Source organism: Streptomyces sp. NPDC085932, from assembly GCF_044540525.1.
GTDB classification, from domain to species: domain Bacteria; phylum Actinomycetota; class Actinomycetes; order Streptomycetales; family Streptomycetaceae; genus Streptomyces; species Streptomyces levis.
The window spans coordinates 443592-464673 of the sequence record NZ_JBITSJ010000001.1; the positions used below are offsets into that span (position 1 = coordinate 443592).

Consider the following 21082-nt stretch of genomic DNA (forward strand, 5'->3'; position numbering starts at 1 on the left):
TATTCATGCAAGCCGGGTATGCGGAATTCCCGTCCCCGCCGGTCAGGGATCAGGAAAGCGTCGTTCCGGAACCGCCGAGCGCGCCCAGGATCCGCTCCGCCGCCAGGGTCGGCGTCAGCTCGCCCTCCCGGACCTGCCGCTCCAGGACCGGCGCCAGAGACCGCACCGCCGGATCGGCCCGGAGGCGGCCGAGGAGTTCGTCGCGGACCATGCTCCATGTCCAGTCGACCTGCTGGTCACGGCGCTTGGCGGTGAGCCGGCCGGTGGAGTCCAGCAGCGCGCGGTGCTGCTCCAGGCGCTCCCACACCGCGTCCAGGCCGGTCGACTCGCGGGCGCTGCAGTGCAGCACGGGAGGCGTCCAGAACGCGTCCTTGCCGTGCATCAGCCGCAGCGCGCCCGCCAGTTCCCGCGCTGCCGCCCGGGCGTCGCGCTCGTGCGGCCCGTCCGCCTTGTTGACGGCGATCACGTCGGCCAGCTCCAGCACGCCCTTCTTGATGCCCTGGAGCTGGTCGCCGGTGCGGGCGAGGGTGAGCAGCAGGAAGGTGTCGACCATGTTCGCCACGGCCGTCTCGGACTGGCCGACGCCGACCGTCTCGACGAGGACCACGTCGTAGCCGGCCGCCTCCATCACCACGATCGACTCGCGGGTGGCCTTGGCGACCCCGCCGAGCGTGCCCGCGGTGGGGGAGGGGCGCACGAACGCCGCCGGGTCCACGGCCAGGCGCTCCATCCGGGTCTTGTCGCCCAGGATGGAGCCGCCCGTGCGGCTGGAGGACGGGTCGACGGCCAGCACCGCGACCCGGTGCCCGAGGGAGGTCAGCAGCGTGCCGAACGCGTCGATGAACGTCGACTTGCCCACCCCGGGCACCCCGCTGATCCCGATGCGGCGGGCCCGGCCGCTGTGCGGCAGCAGCGCGGTCAGCACCTCCTGGGCCAGCGCGCGGTGCTGCGGCCGGGTCGACTCGACGAGGGTGATGGCCCGGGCGACGATCGCCCGCTTCCCGTCGAGCACGCCCTTCACATACGCGTCGGCATCGATCACAGCTCGTGCCCGAGGTCGCCCGACAGCCGCTTCACCAGGTCGTACGCCGCGTCCGGGATCACCGTCCCGGGCGGGAAGACGGCCGCCGCGCCCATCTCCAGCAGCGTCGGCACGTCCTGCGGCGGGATCACGCCGCCGACCACGACCATGATGTCCTCGCGGCCCTCCTCGGCCAGCGCCTCGCGCAGCGCCGGGACGAGGGTGAGGTGACCGGCCGCCAGCGACGAGACGCCGACGATGTGCACGTCCGCCTCCACGGCCTGCCGGGCCACCTCGGCGGGCGTCTGGAACAGCGGGCCGACGTCCACGTCGAAGCCGAGGTCGGCGAAGGCGGTGGCGATCACCTTCTGCCCGCGGTCGTGGCCGTCCTGGCCCATCTTGGCGACCAGGATGCGCGGGCGGCGGCCCTCGGCCTCCTCGAAGTCGGACACCAGGGTCCGGGTGCGGTCCACGCTCGGGGAGTCTCCGGTCTCGTTGCGGTACACGCCGGTGATGGTACGGATCTGGCTCGCGTGGCGGCCGTACACCTTCTCCAGGGCGTCCGAGATCTCCCCGACGGTGGCCTTGGCGCGGGCCGCGTGCACGGCCAGCTCCAGCAGGTTGCCGTCACCCGCGGCGGCCCGGGTCAGCGCGTCCAGCGCGTCCCGGCAGGCCGTCTCGTCGCGCTCGGCGCGCAGCCGCCGCAGCTTCTCGATCTGCTGGGCGCGCACGGAGGAGTTGTCGACCTTGAGCACGTCGATCTGCTCGTCGGTCTCCACCCGGTACTTGTTGACGCCGATGACCGGCTGGCGGCCCGAGTCGATGCGGGCCTGGGTGCGGGCCGCGGCCTCCTCGATGCGCAGCTTCGGGATGCCCGCGTCGATGGCCTTGGCCATGCCGCCCGCGGCCTCCACCTCCTGGATGTGCTGCCAGGCCCGCCGCGCCAGGTCGTACGTCAGCTTCTCCACGTACGCGCTGCCGCCCCACGGGTCGATGACCCGGGTGGTGCCGGACTCCTGCTGCAGCAGCAGCTGGGTGTTGCGGGCGATGCGCGCCGAGAAGTCGGTCGGCAGGGCGAGCGCCTCGTCCAGGGCGTTGGTGTGCAGCGACTGGGTGTGGCCCTGCGTCGCCGCCATCGCCTCGACACAGGTGCGCGTGACGTTGTTGAACACGTCCTGCGCGGTCAGCGACCAGCCGGAGGTCTGCGAATGCGTGCGCAAGGAGAGGGACTTGGCGTTCTGCGGGTCGAACTGCTTCACCAGCTTCGCCCACAGCAGCCGCGCCGCGCGCAGCTTGGCGACCTCCATGAAGAAGTTCATGCCGATCGCCCAGAAGAACGACAGCCGGGGCGCGAACGCGTCCACGTCCAGGCCCGCTTCCCGGCCCGCCCGGATGTACTCCACGCCGTCCGCGAGCGTGTACGCCAGCTCCAGGTCGGCCGTCGCGCCGGCCTCCTGGATGTGGTAGCCGGAGATGGAGATGGAGTTGTAGCGCGGCATCCGCTGCGAGGTGAAGGCGAAGATGTCGGAGATGATCCGCATCGACGGCTTCGGCGGGTAGATGTAGGTGTTGCGGACCATGAACTCCTTGAGGATGTCGTTCTGGATGGTCCCCGCCAGCTTCTCCGGCGGCACGCCCTGCTCCTCGGCGGCGACGATGTACAGCGCCAGCACGGGCAGCACCGCGCCGTTCATCGTCATCGACACCGTCATCCGGTCCAGCGGAATGCCGTCGAACAGCTGCCGCATGTCGAGGATCGAGTCGATGGCCACGCCCGCCATGCCGACGTCACCGGTCACGCGCGGGTGGTCGCTGTCGTACCCGCGGTGCGTGGGCAGGTCGAAGGCGACCGACAGGCCCTTCTGCCCCGCCGCGAGGTTGCGCCGGTAGAAGGCGTTGGACTCCTCGGCGGTGGAGAAACCGGCGTACTGGCGGATCGTCCAGGGCTGGTTGACGTACATCGTCGGGTACGGGCCGCGCAGGTACGGCGCCGCCCCGGGATACGTGTCGAGGAAGTCCAGGCCCTCCAGGTCACGGCCGGTGTACAGCGGCTTGACCGCGATGCCCTCGGGGGTCTCCCACAGCAGGTCGTCGCCGCCGGAGGCGTTCTTCACCGCCGCGCGCCACTCGTCGGGGCTGCCGTCGGCGGCCGGGGTGCCCAGCTCGATCCCGGAGAAGTCGGGGATGCCATGGGGGGCGGTCATCGGGCAACTCCCATGCGGTCGAGGGTCGCGGACAGCACGGCCACGGCGTCGCAGCCCGCGAAGACGTAACCGTCGACACCGGGGTACTCCCCGGGCCGCCCGGCGAGGAACACGTACGAGGCGCCCGCCTCCTTCAGCTCCGCGGCCCGGGCCGCCGCCTGCTCCTCGTAGAGGGCGTCGCTGGAGCACAGCACGGCCTCGCTCGCGCCGCTGTCCGCGAACGTGCCCTCGGTGACCGGCTCGATGCCGCCCGCCTGGAACAGGTTCGAGGCGAAGGTGAGGCGCGCGGTGTGGGCGGCGGCCGGGCCGAGTGCGGCGAGATGGATCCGCGGCCGGGAGCCGGTCGCGGCCAGGTGCGCGTCCGAGCGGGCCCGCAGCGTCTCGAAGGCCTCGTCGCGGCGCACCCGCGGCAGCCCGCCGGACGGCCGCTCGGGGGCGCTCTCGCGCACCACCGGCTTCTCCGCCAGGAACGGGAACTCGCTGACGCCGGTGACGGGCTCGCGCCGCTTGGCCAGCTTCGCGCTCCGCGCCCGCCAGGTCTCGGCGAGGTCCCGCTCCACGTCCCCGGAGCGCAGGGCGGCCGCCATGCCGCCCAGCCGCTCGATCCGCTGGAAGAACTCCCAGCCCGCGTGGGCGAGTTCGTCGGTGAGCCGCTCCACGTACCAGGAGCCGCCCGCCGGGTCGATGACCCGGGCCAGGTGCGACTCCTCGATGAGGATCGTCGAGGTGTTGCGGGCGATGCGCCGCGCGAACGCGTCCGGCAGGCCGAGGGCGTGGTCGAAGGGCAGCACGGTCACCGCGTCGGCCCCGCCCGCCCCGGCGGCGAGCGTCGCGATCGTCGTGCGCAGCATGTTCACCCACGGGTCGCGCCGCGTCATCATCACCGGCGAGGTGACGGCGTGCTGCGCCTGCGCCCCGGCGCGCGGGGCGCCGCAGACCTCGGCCACCCGGGCCCACAACCGGCGCGCCGCGCGCAGCTTGGCGATGGTGAGGAACTGGTCGGCGGTCGCCGCGTACCGGAACTCCAGCTGCCCGCAGGCCTGTTCGACGCCCATCCCGGCCCCGGTCAGCTCCCGCAGGTACGCCACCGCCGTGGCCAGCGAGGCGCCCAGCTCCTGCGCGGCCGAACCGCCGGCCTCGTGGTACGGCAGCGCGTCCACGGCCACCGCCCGCAGCCCCGGGTACCGCTCGGCGCACAGCCGGGCCAGTTCCACCGTCGGCGCCGCGTCGTCCGGCTGCCCGGTGCGGGCCTCGTACCCGAGCGGATCGACGCCCAGACCGCCGCGCGCGGCCTCCCGGGCCACGCCCCGCTCCTCGTACAGCCGCAGCAACTCCCGCGCCGCGGACCCGGCGTCGGCCCCCGCGTCCAGCACGACCGGGGCGAGATCGAGGTACACGCCGTCGAGGACCCGGCCCAGCTCGGCCACCGGGATGCCGCCCTCGCCCACGGTCAGCCAGAGGGAGGTGACGCCGTTCTCCAGGTCCGCGAGCACCGCGTCGTGGTCGGCCGTGGTGTGCCGCTGCCGTACGTCCCAGCCGCCGACCGTGTTCCCCTCGGCGCGGCCGCCACGCACAAAGGGCGAGAACCCCGGCAGACCTGGCTCGGGTGAGGTGTCGCGCGCGGTGTAGAGGGGCCGGGTGCGCACCCCGTCCTCCAGCGCGGTGGAGAGGGCTTCCTCGGCCTCGGCACCCTCGACGTCCTTGCCCGATTTGCGCAGGACACCCGCCACGAGGCGCTGCCACTGCTCATGGGGCACGTCAGGGAACTCGCCGGCCAGCTCAAGCCCGTCGTCAGGCAGGACCGTCATGCTCGGATGCTAGGACACGAGCACGACTGAGCAGCAGAGGCCTCGGCTGTGACCTTTCCCTCGCCCTGACTGTGACCCCGCTCTCCGGGGCCGGTGCCGTCGCGCCCGGCGCGGGTACCCGGCGTGCGGCGGAGGCGGGCACCAGGCGCCCTGCCCCGCGCAGACGTGAGGAGGTGCGGGATGCGACTGCGCGATCGCGTGGTGGTGGTGACCGGGGCGTCCAGCGGGATAGGACGGGCCACGGCGGAGGCGTTCGCCCGCAAGGGCTGCGCCGTGGTGCTGGCGGCGCGGCGCGAGGAGGCGCTGTGGGCGGCGGCCGAGGAGTGCGGCAGGCACCGGGGTGCGCGCACCCTGGTCGTGCCGACCGACGTGAGCGACGTCAAGGCGGTCGAGGACCTGGCGCGGCGCGCCGTGGAGGAGTTCGGCCGGATCGACGTCTGGGTCAACAACGCGGCGGTCAACGCCTTCGGCCGTTTCGAGGACGTGCCCCTGGAGGACTTCCGCAAGGTCCTGGACGTCAACGTCATGGGGAGTGTGTACGGCGCCCGGGCGGCACTGCCGGTGATGCGGGAACAGGGCTCGGGCACGCTGATCAACATTTCGTCCATCGTGGGGGCCGTCGCCCAGCCCTACAGTCACCCGTACGGCATGTCCAAGCACGCCGTCCGGGCGCTCGGCTCCGGTCTGCGGCAGCAGTTGCGCGTCGAGGGCGTGAAGGGCATCGACGTGTGCACGGTGCTCCCCGCGACCATCGACACGCCGCACTTCCAGCAGGCGGCCAACCACACCGGGCACAAGGTCGTCGCCATGCCGCCCGTCTACACGCCCGAGCGGGTCGCCAAGGCGGTCGTGGACCTCGTCCGCCATCCGCGCCGCGAGGTCGTGGTCGGTCCCGCGGGCCGCGCGCTGGTCCGCCAGTCCCGGATGGCGCCGGCGCTCGCCGAGCGGGCGATGGCCCGGCAGACGGACAAGACCCACCTGGACCACGACGAGGACGCCCCGGCCACGCACGGCGCGCTGCACGTACCGGCACCCGGCGAGGGCGCGGTGCACGGCGGCTGGGGCGGACGACGGCGCACCGCACTGCGCAGGGCCGCCCTCGCGACCGCGCTGGCGGGCGCGGCGGTGACGGCGGGGCGGCGGATGGCCCGCGCCTGAGGAGACCGGAGGAGACCCGAGGAGACCTGAAGAGACGGGAGGAGACCGGAGGAGACGACCTGGGGACGACGGACCGACGGCCCGCCCCGAAGGGCGGGCCGTCGTCCGGTTCCGCGTCCCGCCCGCCGGCTAGCCCACCGGCACCGGCACCCGGACCGCATCGAGGACGAAACCGCTGCGCACCCGGGCCGGCACGCGGTTCAGCGGGATCCTCAGGTCCTGTTCGGGCACCTCGTACTCCAGCCGGGCCAGCCGGGGCGCGAGGGTCGCCAGCAGGGCGACGGTGATGTCCTCGCCGGGACAGCGGTGCCCGGTGGCGCGGTCGCCGCCGCCCTGGGGGATCAGCTCGTCCCGGGCGGGCGGATGCCCCAGGAAACGCTCCGGCCGGAAGGCGTACGGGTCGTCCCAGAGGTCGGGGTCGTGGTTCTGCCCGTACAGATCGAGCAGCACCAGCGCGCCGGCCGGGATCGGCTCGCCGTGCCAGTCCAGATCGGTGACGGCCCGGCCGCCGACGAACGGGGCGAAGGGGTAGAAGCGCCGCAGCTCGTGCGCGAACGCCACGGCGTAGGCGGCGTCGTCGCCGCGCAGCCCGTCCCGCACGTCCGGGCGGCGCATCGCGTGTCCGGCGTAGGAGACGAACCAGCACACGGCGACCGTCGGCCGGATCACGTTGAGCAGCTCGACCGCCGCCGTGCGCGGATCGAGGAGCCGGCCGTCGGAGTCCCGGTGCCGGACCACCGCCTCCAGGACCGACCCGTCCGGCGCGCTCGCGGTCCCCGCCCGCACGTCCTCCACCAGCCGTCCCAGCCAGGTCTCGCGCCGGGCCCGGGCGCGGCGGGCCCGCCAGTGGCGCGGCCCGGCCGTGGCGAAACCGTCGACCATGGCGACCAGGTCCCGGGCCAGCGCGTCGGCGTCGTCCAGCGGAATCCCGGCCCACCGGCACACGCCCCGGGTGAGCACCCGGCTCGCCTCGTCGAACAGCACGACCCGGCGCCCGGGCCACGAGCGCACCGCCTCCTCCCACGCCGCGGCGACCTCGTCCACGACCCCGGCGACCGCCTTCGGCCCGGTGAGTTCGGAGAGGAACATCTCCTTGCGGCCGCGGTGCCGCAGCCCGTCCAGCGTGTGCACGGCCCCGTGCCCGAACAGGGTGCTCAGGACCGGGCCGGGCATCGCCGACCCGCGCTCCACGTGCTGCTCGTCGTAGAAGAACCGCACGGCGCCGGTGCCGTGGAGGGCCACGGCGTGCTGTCCCATCAGGCGGGCGCGCACCAGGGGGGCGGTGGTGCGGCGCCTGCGGTCGGGCAGCCAGGTGTACCCCTTGGCCAGCAGGGCGAGCGAGCTGTCCGCGAGTGGTGCACGACGACTCTCATCCATGGCGCGGCGAGTGCCCGCCGGCCCCGCCCGGAAACGCGGACCCGCACCGGACGATTGCACCCCGGAGCGGGGGTACTCGCCGCGCACCGGGGCGCTCGTCGTGACGCACCCCCCGCGCCGGAAGGCCACCGCCATGAGCACACGCACCCAGCCGACGCGAACGGCCCGAACCCCCGTGCAGCAGGCCGCGCTGCTGGTCGGAGCGGTGTTCCTGCTCGTCGGCATCCTGGGCTTCATCCCGGGGATCACCACCGACTACGACACCATGGAGTTCGCCTCGCACGACTCCGGCGCCGAACTGTTCGGGATCTTCCAGATCTCGATCCTGCACAACCTCGTCCACCTCGCGTTCGGCGTCGCGGGCCTGGCCCTGGCGCGCACCGCATCCGGTGCCCGCACCTACCTCCTGGCGGGCGGCGCCATCTACCTGGTCCTGTGGCTGTACGGCCTGATCGTCGGCCACGACAGCGACGCCAACTTCGTCCCGCTGAACACGGCCGACGACTGGCTGCACTTCGTCCTCGGCATCGGCATGATCGCCCTGGGCGCACTGCTCACCCGTCGTCCGGCCGCCGCCTCCCGGAGGATGTGAACGCCGATGGCTCACGCCAAGACCCTGTGGACGGCCGCAGCCGGACTCACCGCCGGCGCCGTCATCGCCTGGCGGCGCAGGGCGGCCGGCCCCGCCGGCTCCCCCGCCGACGACCGCTGGCTCGCCGTGACGATCAACGTGGACCCCGGCGAGCTCCAGCCGGAGAAACTCCCCCCGCCGCTGGCGGAGTACGGCGAGCGCATCGAGACGCGCATCGGGCCCGCCCCCGGGGACCGTGGCACCGAACTGGCCGTACGGCTGAGGGAACCGCAGCCCGAGGGGGCGCACTCCGTGCCCGCCCGGCTGGCCGGCGAGGACCCCCGCCAGGACCTGCGCCGCGCGCTGCGCGACGCCAAGTCACTGCTGGAGGCCGGTGAGGTCCTCGAACCGGACGCCCCGCCCACCACCCACGACACCCCGGGCGGAAAACTCGTCGGACTGCTCGGCCGCCGCGCCGGCGGGGAGGGAGTGCTGTGAAGGCCCTGTGCTGGGAAGGCGTCAACAAGCTCTCCGTCGAACAGGTGCCCGACCCGGAGCTGCGCAACGACCAGGACGTGATCGTCCGGCTCGTCGCCGGCACCACCTGCGGCTCCGACCTGCACCTCATCGGCGGCTACATCCCCTTCATGCGGTCCGGGGACGTCATCGGCCACGAGTTCGTCGGCGAGGTCGTCGAGGTCGGCTCCGCCGTGCGCAAGCACAAGGTCGGCGACCGGGTCGTGGTCTGCTCCTTCGTCGGCTGCGGCCGCTGCTGGTACTGCACCCACGACCTGTGGTCCCTGTGCGACAACACCAACACCAACCCCGGCATCGGGCAGGCCCTGTTCGGCGCCGACACCGGGGGCATCTTCGGCTACTCCCACGCCATGGGCGGGCTGCGCGGCAGCCACGCCGAGTACGTGCGCGTGCCCTTCGCCGACCACGGGGCCTTCCCCGTCCCGGAAGGCGTCGACGACACCAGCGCCCTGTTCGTCTCCGACTCGGTGCCCACCGGCTGGATGGGCGCCGACCTGGGCGGCGTCAAACCCGGCGACGTGGTCGCCGTCTGGGGCTGCGGCGCCGTCGGCCAGATGGCGGCCCGGGCCGCCATTCTGCTCGGCGCGGAGCGCGTGATCTCCATCGACCGCATCCCCGAGCGCCTCGCGATGACCGAACGTCACATCGGCAGCGAGGTCATCGACTACACCGCCACCGACGTCGGCGCCGAACTGCGCGAACGCACCGGCGGCCGCGGCCCCGACGTGTGCATCGAGGCGGTCGGCATGGAGGCCCACAGCGACAGCCCGGTCCACCTCTACGACCAGGTCAAACAGCAGCTGCGCCTGCAGACCGACCGCCCCACCGCCGTACGGCAGGCCATCCACGCCTGCCGCAAGGGCGGCACCGTCTTCGTCCTGGGCGTCTTCGCCGGCGCCGTCGACAAGTTCCCGCTCGGCGCGGTGATCAACAAGGGCCTGACGATCCGGGGCGCCCAGCAGCACGGCCAGCGCTACATCCCGATGCTTTTGGACCGGCTGGCGGCCGGGGAGCTGAGCACCTCCCACCTGGCGACCCACAGCGTCTCCCTGGACGAGGCGCCGCGGGCCTACGAGATGTTCAAGGACAAGAGCGACGGCTGCGTCCGCGCGGTCATCCGGCCGGGCGGCTGACGTGCCTCAGCGCCGCACACTGCCTCGTTTGCCGCCCATACCGGTGGAAACCCGGCGGGGCATGAGTGCAACGCGACGCCGCCTGCTGCGGCAGAACCGGGTCCTGTGGCTGCTGGACCGCCTGGAGCGCGAGCCCCGGGCCGACGCGGTGATCGACACGCTCCGCAAGGGCGTACGGTCCCTGCCGCTGGGACGCGGCAGGGACCTGCTGCACGGCCGCTGGCTGGGACACCCGGTGCATCCGCTGATGGTCCAGGTGCCGATCGGCAGCTGGCTGTCGGCGGCGGTCCTCGACCTGCGACCCGGCCGCTCCCGCGAGTCACGGCTGCTGATCGGCTTCGGCCTGGCCGCCGCCGCCCCGGCGGCCCTCGCGGGCTGGACCGACTGGGCGGAACTGCACCGGCAGCAGCAGCGCGTCGGACTCGTGCACGCCCTGTCCAACACCGTCGCCGTCGGCCTCTACGCCGCCTCCCTCGCCTGCCGCGTCAAGGGACGCGAGGCGGCGGGCCGGACCTACGGCTTCCTCGGCATGACGGCCGTCGGCGTCGGCGGCATGCTGGGCGGCCACCTCGCCTACCGCCAGGCCTCCGGCGCCAACCACGCCGAGGAGGTCCCGCACGTCGTCTCCGCGGGCTGGCACGAGGTCGGGACCGTGGACGAACTCCCCGCCGGGCGGCCGGTGCGCCGGGTCGTCGACGACGTGCCCGTGCTGGTGGTCAGGGAGACCGGCGGGCAGATCCACGCCCTCGCCGAGCGGTGCAGTCACCTCGCGGGACCGCTCGCGGAGGGCACCGTCGAGGACGGCTGCGTCCGGTGCCCCTGGCACGGCAGCGTCTTCCGCCTCTCCGACGGCTGGAACGTACGCGGCCCGGCCACCGCGCCGCAGCCCTCCTTCGAGACCCGCATCACCGAGGGGGGCCGTGTCGAGGTGCGCCTGCGCCACCAGGACGGGGCAGAGCCCGCCGAACAGCGCCGGGAACCGGCCGTACAGGGAAGTGGAACGCGAACGGATGCCGCACATGGACACGACGCCCGTGACTGACAGCCGCCCGGTACGAGGCCTGCGCGGCCTGCTGCGGCGCGCGGAACGGGACTACTCGGCAGGACACGACCGGCCGCTCGGCGGCTACGTCGCGGCCATGGCCGGCTTCGCCGCCTTCACGACGGCCTGGACCACGGCGGTCCGGCTGCGGGGCCGCCCCGTGCCCGACCGTCCCGAGCCGTGGGACGTCGCCCTGACCGCGGTGGCCACCTTCCGCCTGAGCCGGCTGCTCAGCAAGGCGTCGGTGACCAGCCCGCTGCGCGCCCCCTTCACGCGGTACGTCGGGCCGCAGGGCCCGGCCGAACTGCACGAGGAGGCCCAGCCCGAGCAGGGCAGGCACACCGTCGGCGAGCTCGCCACCTGCCCGTTCTGCATGAGCGTCTGGGTGGCCTCGGCCCTGACCGCCGGACAGCTGCTGTGGCCCCGCGCCACCCGCACCGCCATGGGCACGCTCACCGCGCTGGCCGGGGCGGACACGCTGCAACTGGCCTACAGCGCCCTGATGGACAAGACGACCGGCGACTGAGGGACGGCGCGTGACCCGGGCCCGCAAACGGGTACTCGCCGGGACATGCTCAAGCGCGCACTGTGGCAAGGACTGGTCGCCGGTACCGCCGGGGGCGTCGTGATGACCCTCGGCGAGAAGCTGGAGCAGGCCCTCACGGGCCGGCCGGACTCCCATGTGCCGGCCCGTGTCCTGCAACGGCTGACCGGCCTGCCCGAGCGCCCCGGCACCCAGCCGTTGACGGTCAACTGGGCCATGCACTTCGGCCAGGCCGCCCTCCTGGGTGTGCTGCGGTCGGTCATGGCCCAGGCGGGGCTGCGCGGGCCGGTCGCCTCCGCCAAGTTCACCGTCGTCCGCCTCACCAACGACCAGATCCTGGAGAACGCGACCGGCGTCGGGGCCCCGCCCGAGACCTGGCCGCGCCGGGAACTCGTGGTGGACGTGATGCACAAGGCCGTCTACGCCTTCGTCACGGGTGCCGTCGCCGACGCCCTGGCCGCGCGCGGCGGCCCCGGCCCCGGGCAGCGGCACGCCGCCCTCCGCCCCGGCCGCCACGCGGACGTCGGCCCCCTGCCCCGTAGCGCCGCCCACGGACGCTGACCGCCACTCCCGGCGGTGCCGCCTGCAGGTGGTGAGGTGGCGACCTGCCGGCTTACGGCGGCACCGCACACAGACGGTGACCCGCCGGCGCATCGGGGGACCACCACGGGTGGGTGACCCGCCGGCTCACCGGGGACCCCTCGCGGACGCTGGCTTGTCGGCTCAGCGGGGACCACCACGTGCGGTGACCTGCCGGCTCGCCGCAGGGCCCCTCTCGGACGATGATCCGTCGGCTCACCGTCGCTTGCGCATGATGACGGCGACCGCGCCGGAGACCAGCAGCCCGATCAGACCGGACAGGATCCTGCGGCCCCACGGGCCGGACACGCCGAGGCCCAGGCCGTCGCGCAGCCGGTCGTAGAGGCTGAGCGGCACGCCCAGGACCGCGTTGCCCGGCGGGCGCCGCGGCACGACCGGGTGCGGATGGGTCGGCGCGCTCCTGCGCACCGTCTCCCACGCCGCGCCGAGCCGCCGCAGCCGGGCGGCGTCCAGCGCCTCCTGCAGCCGCGGCAGCACGAGGTCCTCCTCGTCCCGGATGTCCTGCCGGATCAGGGCGAAGACCCGCTCCACCCTCTCGTCGCGCTCCGCAGTGCCGGGCTGCAGGCGCTCGATCTCGGCGACGAGGTCGTTGATCTCCTGGTGCTCCTCCTCGACCCGGGAGGTCAGCTCCTCCCCGTCCGGGACCGCACGCCGCACGGCCGGCCACAGCACGGTCTCCTCCGCGAAGGCGTGGCTGAACACGAGCTGCACGACCTCCTTCAGCATCCGCTCCCGCTCCGCACCGTCCTCCAGCGCCCGGTACCGGTCCATCAGCCGGTCCATCTCCGCGTGATCCCGGCGCTGGCGGGCCAGCACGCTGCCCGGGCCGCCCAGCTGGTCGACGCTCTGTGTCTCGATGGTCGTGGCCATGCCCCGCTCCTTCCCGCGCGCCGACGGCACGCCGGCGTCCGCGCGGCACCCGCCGGTGCCGCGTGGCGCGGGTACCCCTTTTCCGCGGAAGCCCTCCGGCTCACCCGGCCGGCCGAACCCGCACGTCGAGGGGGCGCGAGCGGTGGCCGGACCCGGCCCCGGTCGGAAGACTGCGAAGGCGAACCCGTGCTCGCCGGCCCTGGCGGGGCCACCGCCGGCGCGCGAGTGCCCACCCCCCACCCAGGAGACCTTCCGTGACCTTCAACCCACTGGAGCAGCGGGGCATCCCGCTGGACCGCCAGCTGCGCAGCTGGCGCGAGCTGGACGTGCAGCCCATCGACCCCGACCGCTGCGACCCGTACACCCGCTGCCGGATCATCACGATGAACGGCATCGAGGTCGAGGCGATCCTCTTCAGCCACCAGCTCGCCCGCAACACCGTCGACCCGGAGGTCAAACGGCAGCTCGCGCAGACCCGGTACATCGAGGCGCAGCAGCAGAAGGTCGTCAACTGGCTGCTGCCCGGTGTCTCCTCCGTGCTGGAGACGACCATCGCCTACGAGCAGGTCGCGGTGGACCTGACCGCCTGGGTGGCCAGGATGGAGCCGGACCCGTACCTGAAGCAGGCGTACCAGTTCGGCGTGCTGGAGGACTTCGACCACCTGTACCGGTACGCCAACCTCTACGAGATGATCGAGCACCGCAAGGCGGAGTCGATCGTGGACAACCTCACCGAGGTGATGCCGGGCCGGCCGACGAAGTACCACCACCGCCACCCGGCCGACAACGTCCGCGACCCCTACGACAAGAACGGCACGGACCCGCTGTCGAAGCTGCACGCCCTGACCATCATGTCGGCGGAGCAGCAGACCATGAACTTCTACATGAACACCGGCCCCACCTACATGGAGCCGATCGCCCGCCAGCTCTACCAGGAGATCGGGCTGATCGAGGAGGAGCACGTCACCCACTACGAGTCCCTCGTCGACCCGGGTGAGACGTGGTGGGAGCAGCTGGTCAACCACGAGTACAACGAGTGCTACCTGTACTACTCGTTCATGGAGCAGGAGAGCGATCCCAAGGTCAAGGCGATCTGGGAGCTGCACCTGAACATGGAGCTGGAGCACCTGCACACCGCCTGCGACCTGATGCGCCGTCACGACGGCCGGGAGCCGCAGGAGGTCCTCGCGCCGGAGCTGCCGAACGTGCTCACGTTCGAGCCGAACAAGCAGTATCTGCGCGAGCTGCTGGAGACCCAGATGGACCTGACCACCCTGGGCGCCGGCTATGTGCGCGAGGCGCACGAGCGGTTCGAGAAGCTGCAGGAGCAGATCCACGGCGGCGAGGAGCCGCCGAGCGAGCGGGTCATGGCGGAGCACGACGCGATGTTCGGCCGCGAGTACCGGGTGCAGTCGGAGGGCGAGCACCCCGACCCCGCGATGCGTGAGAAGTGAGGCGACCGGTCATGACCGAACTGCACACCCCCCAGGCGGGCGACGACCGGGCGCGGGACACCGACGTGGTCGCGCTGCTGATGCGCCAGCACGGCGACATCCGCAACCTCTTCGACGAGGTGGAGGCCTGCGAGGGCGAGGAGCGCCGGGACGCCTTCCGGCGTCTGGTGCGGCTGCTGGCCGTGCACGAGACCGCCGAGGAGGAGGTCGTCCATCCCTTCGCCCGCCGTTCGCTGCCGGGCGGCGAACAGGTCGTGGAGGACCGGCTCGCCGAGGAGCGGGCGGCCAAGGAGACCCTCTCGGCCCTGGACGACATGGACACCGACGACCCGGCGTTCCTGCCCCGGCTGCGGGAGCTGCGCACCGACGTGCAGGAGCACGCCCGGGCGGAGGAGCGCTACGAGTTCACCCACATCCGCCGCAGCACCGACACCGCCGGCCTCGCCTCCATGGCCAAGGCCGTGAAGGCCGCCGAGGCCATGGCCCCCACCCGCCCGCACCCGGGTGTCGAGTCCGGCGCCGCCAACGTGGCCCTCGGCCCCGTCGCCGCGCTGATGGACCGCACCAAGGACGCGGTCCGCAAGGCCATGGGCCAGGGCTGACAGCCCAGGACCGAGCAGCCCGCCCGGCACCGGACCGACGGCCCGCGCCGCCGGTCACGGTCCGGGCACGCCTGGCGCTTCCTTCTGGCCATGCAACCGTGATGGCCGAAAAATGTGTCTCCGAATGCGGCCGGCCCCTGCCGAGCGGCGGCCCGGGGGGATGCGATGAACACATGGGGAGTGCCCGGATACACCGAGTCGCTGGAACTCGGAGCCGGGGCGAGCGGACGGGTCGTCCTGGCCGTCCACGAGGAGACCGGCGTCCCGGTCGCGGTGAAGTACCTCAGCGAGTCCCTGCGCACCCGGCCGGGCTTCGTGCACGACTTCCGGGCGGAGGCGCGGCTGCTGGCGGGCCTGGCGAGTCCGTACGTCGCCGGGCTGTACGAGTACGTGGAGAGCCCGGACGGGGCCGCCATCGTGATGGAGCTGGTCGACGGGGTCTCTCTGCGGGCGCTGCTGAAGCGCGAGGGCCCGCTCGGTCCGGAAGCCGCGCTCGTCGTCCTCAAGGGATCGCTGCTCGGTCTGGCCGACGCGCACCGCGTCGGCGTCGTCCACCGCGACTACAAGCCGGAGAACGTCCTGGTTGCCCGGGACGGCTCCTCCAAGCTGGTCGACTTCGGCATCGCGGTCGACTCGGGCAGCAGCGCGGGCGTGGCCGGAACCCCCTTCTACATGGCGCCGGAGCAGTGGACGGGTGCTCCCGCCTCGCCCGCCGCCGACGTGTACGCGGCCACCGCCACCTTCTTCGAGTGCCTGACGGGCCGCAAGCCGTACGCCGGCGAGAACCTCGCGGAACTCGCCCTCCAGCACGTCGACGCGCCCGTCCCCGCCGACGAGGCCCCCGAGCCGGTGCGGGACCTGGTGCGCCGGGGCCTGGCCAAGGACCCGGGGGAGCGGCCCGCACGGGCCGAGGACCTCGTGACGGACCTGGAGGCCGCCGCCGGCGCCGCCTACGGCCCCGGCTGGGAGGAGCGCGGCCGGGGCCGGCTCGCCGCCCTGGTGGCCCTGCTGCCCCTGCTGCTGCCCACGTCCCGGCAGGCGCCCCGCGGCACCGCGGACACCGCGCGCACCGTGCTCGGCGGACGGTCCGCGACGGGCCATGGAGGGATCCGCTCATGGCTGCCGGGCCGGGCCGGGCTGTTCGTGTCGGCCGCCGCCGTGCTCCTCGCCGCCCTCCTGACCCACGGGCTGCCGTCCGGGCCCGGCACCGCGGGGCAGGGGGCGGCAGCGGCGCTGGCCACCACCGGCGCCGGCCCGGGACCGTCGGGGTCGCCCGCCGCGACGGGGACCTCACCGTCGCCGTCCGCCACCTCCAGCGCGTCGGCAGGCCCCTCGCCGTCGGTCACCCCGTCGCCGCCCGGCGCCTCGGCTCCCGGCACCGCGGAGCCCCCGGCCCCCGGCACCCCGGCCGGTGGCGAGAGCACCACGGGCGACGAGACGTCCGCCGGTGAGGGGACCACCGCCGAGCCGCCGGCCACCGCCCCGCCCACCGAACCGGCGGCGCCCGCCGGGCCGGCCGTCAAGGACGTCTCCGTGTCGTCCTTCCGGCAGACCGGCCCCACGACCGCCACGGCGACCCTCGGCGTCACCACGGACGGCACCGGTCCGGTGACCATCACGGTCACCTGGTACGCCGGTGGCACGGCGGGAGAGCCCGGCACACCGGACGGCGCTCCCCAGACCTTCGAGCGCAGCGGCGCCACCCGGTACACGCTCACCGTCGACCACACCTTCCGGAGCCTCGGCTGCTACTGGACGGTGCAGGCCACCACGACCCCCGCCCCCGCCGACGGCGGCGCCTCGCAGCAGCTCCTCACCAGGCGGTGCGACCTGCGATGACCCCACAGGACGACGCCGAGTACAGCGCCACCGCGCTGGGCAGCCACTGGATCGTGCGGCCGGAGGAGGACCGGACCCTCGTCGAGCAGGGCACGGGGCAGGAGCGGCCCACCCGGCCCGACCGCGTCGAGGGCACCGTGCTGCGCTTCGGCCCCGGCGTGACGGCAGCCGTCGCGCACCGCACACATCCGGCGCTCGCCGCCGCACCGCCGTCCCCCGCGCCCGCCCCCCGGCGGCCGCGCAGACACGCCCTGCCCGCCCTGGTCGTCCTCTGCGTCCTGGCATACCTCGCCTGGCCACGCCTCGGACCGCCCCTCGCGGTCCGCACGGCGGCCGTCACGGCCCGGCCTGCGGTGCTGGGCTGCGACGGCACCGCGCACGTCACCGGCCTCGTCACCACGAACGGCCGCCCGGGCACGCTGTCCTACCGCTGGGTGCGCAGCGACGGCACCGCCTCGGGCGTCCTGAAGGAAAAGACGGTCCGGGGCCAGAAGCAGGCCCGCCTCCGACTGCGATGGACCTTCCAGGGCACCGGGCACCACACCGCCCGGGCCGAACTGCGCATCCTGGCCCCGGCTCCCCGCACCCTGACCACCCGTTTCACCTACGACTGCCCCTGACGCGTCCTGGATCTGTACATTTAGGCGAAGAGGCAGACAAAATGCCAGGCGTGCCGACGGCCCATCCCGTTCCCTGAGCCGCGCAGGCGAGGACCACATGCTCGATGTGAGTGCGCCGATCCTGACCATGTTCCTCGTGTACGTGGCCGCCCTGATCGGGACCGGTGTCTGGGCGTACCGCCGCACTCGCACGTTCACCGACTTCGCGCTCGGCGGCCGGCGGCTCAACGCGTTCGTCGCGGCCCTGTCCGCCGGGGCCAGCGACATGTCCGGCTGGCTCTTCCTCGCGCTGCCCGGAGCCGTCTACGCGGCCGGCCTCGGCGCCGCCTGGATCGCCGTCGGCCTGGTCGTGGGCACGTACCTCAACTGGCTCTTCGTCGCTCCCCGGCTGCGCACCTACACCGAGCGCGCCGAGAACGCCGTGAGCCTGTCGGCCTATCTGGAGGAACGGTTCGAGGACCGCACCCGGATGCTCAGACTGGTCTCGGCCGCCGTCACCCTGGTGTTCTTCACCGTCTACGTGGCCGGCGGGCTGGTGGCCGGAGGCGTGCTGTTCGAGCAGGTCTTCGACGTCCGCTTCGGCCTCGGGGTGACCCTGACCGCCCTGGTGATCGTCGTCTACGCCGGCCTGGGCGGCTTCCTCGCCGTGAGCATGACGCACGTGCTGCAGGGGACCCTGATGCTCCTCGCGCTGCTCGTGGTCCCCCTGACGGGCATCACGGCGCTCGGCGGCTTCGGGGCCCTCGGGGACGACGTCGACGCCCGGAACCCGGACCTGCTCGACATGGGGGCCGCGGTCGGCTACGCGGACGGCCAGTGGTCGGCGGGCGGTCCGCTCGGAGCCGTGGCCACGGTCTCCCTGCTCGCCTGGGGCCTCGGCTACTTCGGCCAGCCGCACATCCTGGCCCGCTTCATGGGCATCCGCAGCACCCGGTCCGTCCCGGCGGCCCGCCGGATCGGAACGGCCTGGGTCGCCGTCGTGCTCGCCGGCGCCACCCTCGTCGCCCTGGTGGGGATCGCCCAGCCGGGCGCCCCGCTGGGCGACCCGGACACGGTGTACATCGCCGTCACCCGGGCCCTGTTCACCCCGTGGGTCGCCGGTGTGCTGCTGATCGCCGTCCTGGCCGCGATCGTCTCGACCGCCGACAGCCAGCTCCTCGTGTCCTCCACCGCCCTCACCGAGGACTTCTACCGCGCCTTCCTGCACCGGCGGGCCGGGGACCGCACCCTGGTGCGGGTCGGGCGCGGTGCCGTCGTGCTGGTGATCCTGGTGGCCTGTGTGATCGCCCTCAGGGGCGGCGGGCTGCTGGACATCGTCGGCGAGGCCTGGGCGGGCTTCGGGGCCGCCTTCGGGCCGGTGGTCCTGCTCTCGCTGTACTGGCCGCGGATGACGTGGGCGGGCGCCATGGCCGGGATCGTGTCGGGCGCGGCCACGGTCCTGCTCTGGGACCGGATCGATCCCCTGCTCGGCCCGATGGAGTCGGGCATCTACGAGATGGTCCCGGGCGTCCTGGTCGCCACGGCCGCCGCGCTGGTCTTCGGCAGGTTCGTCGGCCGGCCGCCCAGGCGCGCCTTCTGGCGGATGCCGGGCGGCGGTGTGAGCCGGCTGATGGTGACGCCGTTCCTCACCGACGCACCCGTCGGCATGGCCGTGCTGGACGCCGACCTGCGCTACGTCTGGGTGAACGAGCCGCTGGAGCGCCTCATCCCGCTCGAACGACGGCTGGGGCGGCGGGTGCGGGACGTCCTGCCGGAGGCGGAGGCGGACGCCTTCGAGGAGCAGATGCGCAAGGTCCTGGAGACCGGGGAACCGGTGCTCGACCACGAGTACCGCGCCCCCGGTCACCTCGACCCCGGCCGGGTCCGCGCCTGCTCCGCCTCCTTCTTCGGCATGAGGGACCGCAAGGGCCGCACCGTCGGCGTCTCCTACATGGTCGTCGACGTCACCGAGCGCTGGCGGGCGCAGGAACGCCTGGCCCTGCTGAACGACGCCGGCGCGCGGATCGGCAGCACCCTGGAAGTCACCCGGACCGCGCAGGAACTGGCGGACGAGGCGGTCCCCGCCGTCGCCGAGTTCGTCGCCGTCGACCTGCTCGACTCGGTCATGCGCGGCGAGGAGCCGGCCCCCGGTCCGGTGGGCATGACGCCCGTCATCCGCCGGGCCGGCCAGCAGTCGGTGCGCGAGGGCTGCCCGGAGGCGAGTCTGGCCGTGGGCGAGACCGTCCGGCGCGCCGCTCGCTCTCCTGTGACCCGGTGCCTGAGCGAGAGCCGGACGCTGGTGGAGCGCGTCCTGGACCTCTCGGCCAGCACCTGGGTGACGGAGGACGAGTCGCTGGGCTCGACCCTGCGCGACTTCGGCTTCCGCTCGCTGATGGTCGTCCCGGTGCGGGCCCGCGGCGTCACCCTCGGCGTGGCGACGTTCGCCCGCACCGACCGCACCGGCCCGTTCGAGGACGACGACGTACGCCTCGCCGAGGAACTGGTGTCCCGGGCGGCGGTGTCCGTGGACAACGCGCGCCGCTTCACCCGCGAGCGCACCGCCGCCCGCTCCATGCAGCGCTACCTGCTGCCGCGGGAACTGTCCGGCGGCTCCGCGCTGGAGGTGGCCTCCTGGTACCTGCCCGCGGACGCGCCCAGCGGCGTGGGCGGCGACTGGTTCGACGTGATCCCGCTGTCCGGGGCCCGCGTCGCCCTGGTCGTCGGGGACGTCGTCGGGCACGGCATGAACGCGGCGGCGACCATGGGCCGGCTGCGCACGGCCGTCCGTACCCTGGCCGACCTGGACCTGCCCCCGGACGAGTTGCTGGCCCACCTGGACGACCTGGTGATCGGCCACCTCGGGGCGGACGGCGACCAGGAGCCCGCGGTGGCCGGCGACGACAGCGCGGGTGCCGCGTTCCTGGGAGCCACGTGCCTGTACGCCGTCTACGACCCCGTCAGCAGCAGGTGCACGCTGGCCCGGGCCGGTCACCTCCCGCCCGTGATCGTCTCTCCCGACGGGACCGCGGACCTGCTCGACCTGCCCGCCGGACCGCCCCTCGGCCTCGGCTACCTCCCCTTCGAGTCCGTCGAGGTGGAACTGGCCGAGGGCAGCCTCATCGCCCTCTACACCGACGGCCTCATCGAGACCTACGACCGGGACATCGACCTGGGGCTCCACCGGCTGGGCGACGCCCTCGGGGCACGAGGACCGGAGCTGGAGGAGCTCGGCCGGGGCGCGATCGACGCCCTGCTCACCGGCCCGCCCTCCGACGACGTGGCCCTGCTCCTCGCCCGGACCCGGGTCCTGGCCGCCGAGCAGGTCGTCTCCTGGGACCTGCCCAGCGACCCGGCCGCCGTCGCCCACGCCCGCACGCTCGCCCTCCGGCAGCTGGAGGAGTGGGGCGTGCCGGACCTGGCCTTCACCACCGAACTCATCGTCAGCGAGCTGGTCACCAACGCCATCCGGCACGCGACCGGGCCGGTCTGCCTGCGCCTGATCCGGGACCGCGGGCTCATCTGCGAGGTGTCCGACGGCGGCAGCACCGCACCGCGTCTGCGCCACGCCCGGACCACCGACGAGGGCGGCCGCGGCCTGCTGATCGTCGCGCAGCTCGCCCAGCGCTGGGGCACGCGCTACACCGGCACCGGCAAGATCATCTGGACGGAACAGGTCCTGCGCCCCGACGGGATGCCCGAGGTGTAGCACACCGCAGGGCACGT

At 73.8% G+C, this 21082-nt stretch carries 17 protein-coding genes; 12 read left to right on the forward strand and 5 right to left on the reverse strand.

Annotated features, from left to right (window positions below; genetic code table 11):
- Window positions 1-49 precede the first annotated feature (49 nt).
- The 3 genes from meaB to ACIGAQ_RS01860 are packed head-to-tail and all read right to left on the reverse strand — an operon-like array spanning window position 50 to window position 5033.
- Complete coding sequence (gene meaB, locus ACIGAQ_RS01850; RefSeq protein ID WP_399778431.1) at window positions 50-1042, reverse strand: methylmalonyl Co-A mutase-associated GTPase MeaB; 993 nt, start codon at window positions 1040-1042, stop codon at window positions 50-52.
- The gene (gene scpA / locus ACIGAQ_RS01855; RefSeq protein WP_362277750.1) at window positions 1039-3225 is read right to left on the reverse strand and encodes a methylmalonyl-CoA mutase; all 2187 of its coding nucleotides are present in this window, start codon (window positions 3223-3225) and stop codon (window positions 1039-1041) included. Before scpA ends, meaB begins: the two co-directional genes overlap by 4 nt.
- Window positions 3222-5033: a methylmalonyl-CoA mutase family protein gene (locus tag ACIGAQ_RS01860; RefSeq protein WP_399778435.1), complete on the reverse strand. Its 1812-nt coding sequence runs from the start codon at window positions 5031-5033 to the stop codon at window positions 3222-3224. The genes scpA and ACIGAQ_RS01860 overlap by 4 nt, the downstream gene beginning before the upstream one ends.
- A gap of 180 nt (window positions 5034-5213) precedes the next feature.
- Here ACIGAQ_RS01860 and ACIGAQ_RS01865 point away from each other — a divergent pair, with 180 nt between their 5' ends.
- The gene (locus ACIGAQ_RS01865) at window positions 5214-6191 is read left to right on the forward strand and encodes an SDR family oxidoreductase (RefSeq protein ID WP_399778437.1); all 978 of its coding nucleotides are present in this window, start codon (window positions 5214-5216) and stop codon (window positions 6189-6191) included.
- 129 nt (window positions 6192-6320) lie between these two features.
- Here the strand turns inward: ACIGAQ_RS01865 and ACIGAQ_RS01870 are convergent, their stop codons facing one another.
- Window positions 6321-7568, reverse strand: a complete 1248-nt coding sequence (locus ACIGAQ_RS01870) for a cytochrome P450 (protein ID WP_399778439.1) — start codon at window positions 7566-7568, stop codon at window positions 6321-6323.
- Window positions 7569-7701: 133 nt separating this feature from the next.
- Here ACIGAQ_RS01870 and ACIGAQ_RS01875 point away from each other — a divergent pair, with 133 nt between their 5' ends.
- The 6 genes from ACIGAQ_RS01875 (at window position 7702) to ACIGAQ_RS01900 (ending at window position 11956) form a co-directional block, all read left to right on the forward strand.
- Window positions 7702-8160: a DUF4383 domain-containing protein gene (locus tag ACIGAQ_RS01875; protein ID WP_362277742.1), complete on the forward strand. Its 459-nt coding sequence runs from the start codon at window positions 7702-7704 to the stop codon at window positions 8158-8160.
- A 6-nt stretch (window positions 8161-8166) separates the two neighbouring features.
- Window positions 8167-8637 carry a hypothetical protein gene (locus ACIGAQ_RS01880; protein ID WP_311680562.1) on the forward strand — a complete coding sequence of 157 codons (471 nt, stop codon included), beginning with the start codon at window positions 8167-8169 and terminating at the stop codon, window positions 8635-8637.
- The gene (locus ACIGAQ_RS01885; RefSeq protein WP_362277736.1) at window positions 8634-9809 is read left to right on the forward strand and encodes a zinc-dependent alcohol dehydrogenase; all 1176 of its coding nucleotides are present in this window, start codon (window positions 8634-8636) and stop codon (window positions 9807-9809) included. The genes ACIGAQ_RS01880 and ACIGAQ_RS01885 overlap by 4 nt, the downstream gene beginning before the upstream one ends.
- A gap of 61 nt (window positions 9810-9870) precedes the next feature.
- Window positions 9871-10851: a Rieske 2Fe-2S domain-containing protein gene (locus ACIGAQ_RS01890; protein WP_399778442.1), complete on the forward strand. Its 981-nt coding sequence runs from the start codon at window positions 9871-9873 to the stop codon at window positions 10849-10851.
- Window positions 10829-11377, forward strand: coding sequence for a DUF1360 domain-containing protein (locus tag ACIGAQ_RS01895; protein ID WP_311680565.1), 549 nt, complete (start codon window positions 10829-10831; stop codon window positions 11375-11377). The genes ACIGAQ_RS01890 and ACIGAQ_RS01895 overlap by 23 nt, the downstream gene beginning before the upstream one ends.
- Before the next feature lie 45 nt (window positions 11378-11422).
- Window positions 11423-11956: a hypothetical protein gene (locus ACIGAQ_RS01900; protein ID WP_399778444.1), complete on the forward strand. Its 534-nt coding sequence runs from the start codon at window positions 11423-11425 to the stop codon at window positions 11954-11956.
- Between the two features lie 234 nt (window positions 11957-12190).
- Here the strand turns inward: ACIGAQ_RS01900 and ACIGAQ_RS01905 are convergent, their stop codons facing one another.
- Entirely contained in the window at window positions 12191-12865 is a 675-nt protein-coding gene (locus tag ACIGAQ_RS01905; RefSeq protein ID WP_399778446.1) for a hemerythrin domain-containing protein, read from the reverse strand.
- Window positions 12866-13119: 254 nt separating this feature from the next.
- On the opposite strand from ACIGAQ_RS01905, the gene ACIGAQ_RS01910 reads away from it, so the two are divergent.
- The 5 genes from ACIGAQ_RS01910 to putP all read left to right on the forward strand — a co-directional run bounded on the left by ACIGAQ_RS01910 (window position 13120) and on the right by putP (window position 21065).
- The gene (locus ACIGAQ_RS01910; RefSeq protein WP_311680570.1) at window positions 13120-14319 is read left to right on the forward strand and encodes a hypothetical protein; all 1200 of its coding nucleotides are present in this window, start codon (window positions 13120-13122) and stop codon (window positions 14317-14319) included.
- 11 nt (window positions 14320-14330) lie between these two features.
- Window positions 14331-14921, forward strand: coding sequence for a hemerythrin domain-containing protein (locus ACIGAQ_RS01915; protein WP_362277722.1), 591 nt, complete (start codon window positions 14331-14333; stop codon window positions 14919-14921).
- 165 nt (window positions 14922-15086) lie between these two features.
- On the forward strand, window positions 15087-16760 hold the full coding sequence (locus tag ACIGAQ_RS01920) for a serine/threonine-protein kinase (RefSeq protein ID WP_399778449.1): 1674 nt from the start codon (window positions 15087-15089) through the stop codon (window positions 16758-16760).
- Window positions 16757-17380, forward strand: a complete 624-nt coding sequence (locus ACIGAQ_RS01925) for a hypothetical protein (protein WP_399778451.1) — start codon at window positions 16757-16759, stop codon at window positions 17378-17380. The genes ACIGAQ_RS01920 and ACIGAQ_RS01925 overlap by 4 nt, the downstream gene beginning before the upstream one ends.
- A gap of 97 nt (window positions 17381-17477) precedes the next feature.
- Complete coding sequence (putP, locus tag ACIGAQ_RS01930) at window positions 17478-21065, forward strand: sodium/proline symporter PutP (protein ID WP_399778453.1); 3588 nt, start codon at window positions 17478-17480, stop codon at window positions 21063-21065.
- The last annotated feature ends 17 nt before the right edge of the window (window positions 21066-21082 follow it).

Bases quoted from the DNA above. Each gene is read 5' to 3' on its own strand.
- scpA (WP_362277750.1), bottom strand. From the start codon at position 3,225: ATGACCGCCCCCCATGGCATCCCCGACTTCTCCGGGATCGAGCTGGGC.
- ACIGAQ_RS01860 (WP_399778435.1), bottom strand. From the start codon at position 5,033: ATGACGGTCCTGCCTGACGACGGGCTTGAGCTGGCCGGCGAGTTCCCT.
- ACIGAQ_RS01865 (WP_399778437.1), top strand. From the start codon at position 5,214: ATGCGACTGCGCGATCGCGTGGTGGTGGTGACCGGGGCGTCCAGCGGG.
- ACIGAQ_RS01870 (WP_399778439.1), bottom strand. From the start codon at position 7,568: ATGGATGAGAGTCGTCGTGCACCACTCGCGGACAGCTCGCTCGCCCTG.
- ACIGAQ_RS01875 (WP_362277742.1), top strand. From the start codon at position 7,702: ATGAGCACACGCACCCAGCCGACGCGAACGGCCCGAACCCCCGTGCAG.
- ACIGAQ_RS01880 (WP_311680562.1), top strand. From the start codon at position 8,167: ATGGCTCACGCCAAGACCCTGTGGACGGCCGCAGCCGGACTCACCGCC.
- ACIGAQ_RS01890 (WP_399778442.1), top strand. From the start codon at position 9,871: ATGAGTGCAACGCGACGCCGCCTGCTGCGGCAGAACCGGGTCCTGTGG.
- ACIGAQ_RS01895 (WP_311680565.1), top strand. From the start codon at position 10,829: ATGGACACGACGCCCGTGACTGACAGCCGCCCGGTACGAGGCCTGCGC.
- ACIGAQ_RS01900 (WP_399778444.1), top strand. From the start codon at position 11,423: ATGCTCAAGCGCGCACTGTGGCAAGGACTGGTCGCCGGTACCGCCGGG.
- ACIGAQ_RS01905 (WP_399778446.1), bottom strand. From the start codon at position 12,865: ATGGCCACGACCATCGAGACACAGAGCGTCGACCAGCTGGGCGGCCCG.
- ACIGAQ_RS01915 (WP_362277722.1), top strand. From the start codon at position 14,331: ATGACCGAACTGCACACCCCCCAGGCGGGCGACGACCGGGCGCGGGAC.
- ACIGAQ_RS01920 (WP_399778449.1), top strand. From the start codon at position 15,087: ATGAACACATGGGGAGTGCCCGGATACACCGAGTCGCTGGAACTCGGA.
- ACIGAQ_RS01925 (WP_399778451.1), top strand. From the start codon at position 16,757: ATGACCCCACAGGACGACGCCGAGTACAGCGCCACCGCGCTGGGCAGC.
- putP (WP_399778453.1), top strand. From the start codon at position 17,478: ATGCTCGATGTGAGTGCGCCGATCCTGACCATGTTCCTCGTGTACGTG.